This window comes from Streptomyces sp. MUSC 14 (genome assembly GCF_001866675.1).
Lineage (GTDB): Bacteria > Actinomycetota > Actinomycetes > Streptomycetales > Streptomycetaceae > Streptomyces.
Window position 1 is genome coordinate 1 of the sequence record NZ_MLYN01000101.1, and the last position, 1,657, is coordinate 1,657.

The 1,657-nt window shown below is 69.8% G+C and carries 2 protein-coding genes; both read left to right on the forward strand.

Annotated features, from left to right (window positions below; all coding sequences use genetic code 11):
* Positions 1–209: 209 nt before the first annotated feature.
* On the forward strand, positions 210–656 hold the full coding sequence (locus tag BIV25_RS44500) for a hypothetical protein (RefSeq protein ID WP_071378305.1): 447 nt from the start codon (positions 210–212) through the stop codon (positions 654–656).
* Positions 657–707: 51 nt separating this feature from the next.
* Positions 708–1,547, forward strand: coding sequence for an IS5/IS1182 family transposase (locus BIV25_RS44505; RefSeq protein WP_071378306.1), 840 nt, complete (start codon positions 708–710; stop codon positions 1,545–1,547).
* Positions 1,548–1,657 lie beyond the last annotated feature (110 nt).

The window sequence follows — 1,657 nt, forward strand, 5'->3', positions numbered from 1 at the left end:
GAGTGGTGTGCATCGTGAAATCGCAGGTCACGGGTCTGGTGTGTGTGACGATTCGGGGACTCGTGCCGGTCGGCGGCTGATGTCTATGCCGTAGATCATCGGGCAGGTCCGGTTCCGACGGTCTGCCGGGTTCGGCTGCGCCCGTGACCGACCCCCGCCTACGATCCGTCGGCAGGTCGGCACGCCACGAGATCGCGGGAGGGCCCGGGATGCAGGAGCGGCAGTGGATCACCGCTCGTCGGAGCGAACTGGACGCCCTCGCCGAGGAGTTGACCAAGCAGCTTCAGGAGGTCCAGGTCGAGCGGGACGAACTGGCGATCGCGGAAAGGGTGTTGAACCGCCTGGCCGAGCAGGCCCAGGCCGACGCCGAGGCTGCCGCTCCGGTATCGGCGAAGGTGGCCGGGCGGGCGGTCCTGCTCATCCCGCACCGCAGCGACGCGACCGATGAGGGCGCGCTGCCCGGCGACTACCGCAAGATCCTGGCGATCGTGCGGGAGGCCGACGGCCCGGTGCAGGTCAGGGCGGTCGGCGAGCGGCTGGGCCTGGACACCGCGGTGCGCGGCAAGCTGGAGCCGCTGCGGGCGAAGATGACCAAGCTCGCCGACCGCGGCTGGCTGCACAAACGGCCCGACGGGCGGTTCACCGCACGTCCGTGACCGCGCGAGTGGGCCGTAACTGACGGGCCCCCAGCGGCAGTTGAGTTTGGTGTGAAGAAAAACAACGGTCTCGCCGAGGGCCCTGACGGCCTTGTCTACACCGCCCGCCTGCCGCTGTCGAGCGCCACCCTGAGCTATCTCGCCGACCTGATACGCGGCCACCTGAAGAAGATCGGCTCGCGGTGGCGGGCCCTGCCCGCCGGAAAGATCGCGGGGATCGTGCTGGCGGTCCTGCGCTGTGACCAGCGGCCCTGCGATCTGGCCGGCGGGAACGGGGTGCACCGCACCACCGTCACCCGCTGGGTGCGGGAAGTCGTCGGTCTGCTGGCTGCCCGCGCCCCGCGTCTGGACCGCGCGCTGAGGAAGATCGCCCGAAAGGGTGGCGGGGTGGTGCTGCTGGACGGCTCTTTGATACGCACCCGGAGGCGCACCGGGACCGAGAACCGGAAGAACTATTCGGGCAAGCACAAATGCCACGGCCTGCTCGTGATCGCTCTCACCGACGACCGCGGCCGACTGGTATGGGTCTCCGCGGTGCGGCCCGGACGCGCCTCGGAGATCACCGCCTGCCGACACGACAAACTCACCGCTCACCTGCGGGCGGCCGGTCTCGGCGCGATCGCCGACCTGGGGTTCGTCGGACTCGACGATGCCGGTCCGGACGCCGACCCCGCGGTGATCACCGGCTACAAAGCCGCCCGCAACCGGTCCCTGACCCGAGGTCAGAAGCTGTCCAACAAGGCACTGGCCGCGGTGCGGGCCCCGGTCGAGCACGGCTTCGCCCATCTCAAGAACTGGCGTGTCCTCGGCAAGGTCCGCACGGATCCCAGGTGGGCGACTGCGCTCGTGCGGGCCCTGCTGGTGCTGACGAACCGGGAAGTCGCCCGCTGACGGACGACCTTGTCGGTGGACTACCGCTCCGGACCTGCCCGAGCCTCCCGACGCCTACGCACGCCAGGCCATCTGACGTGCAGTTTTCACGATGCACCGTGCTCATAGGC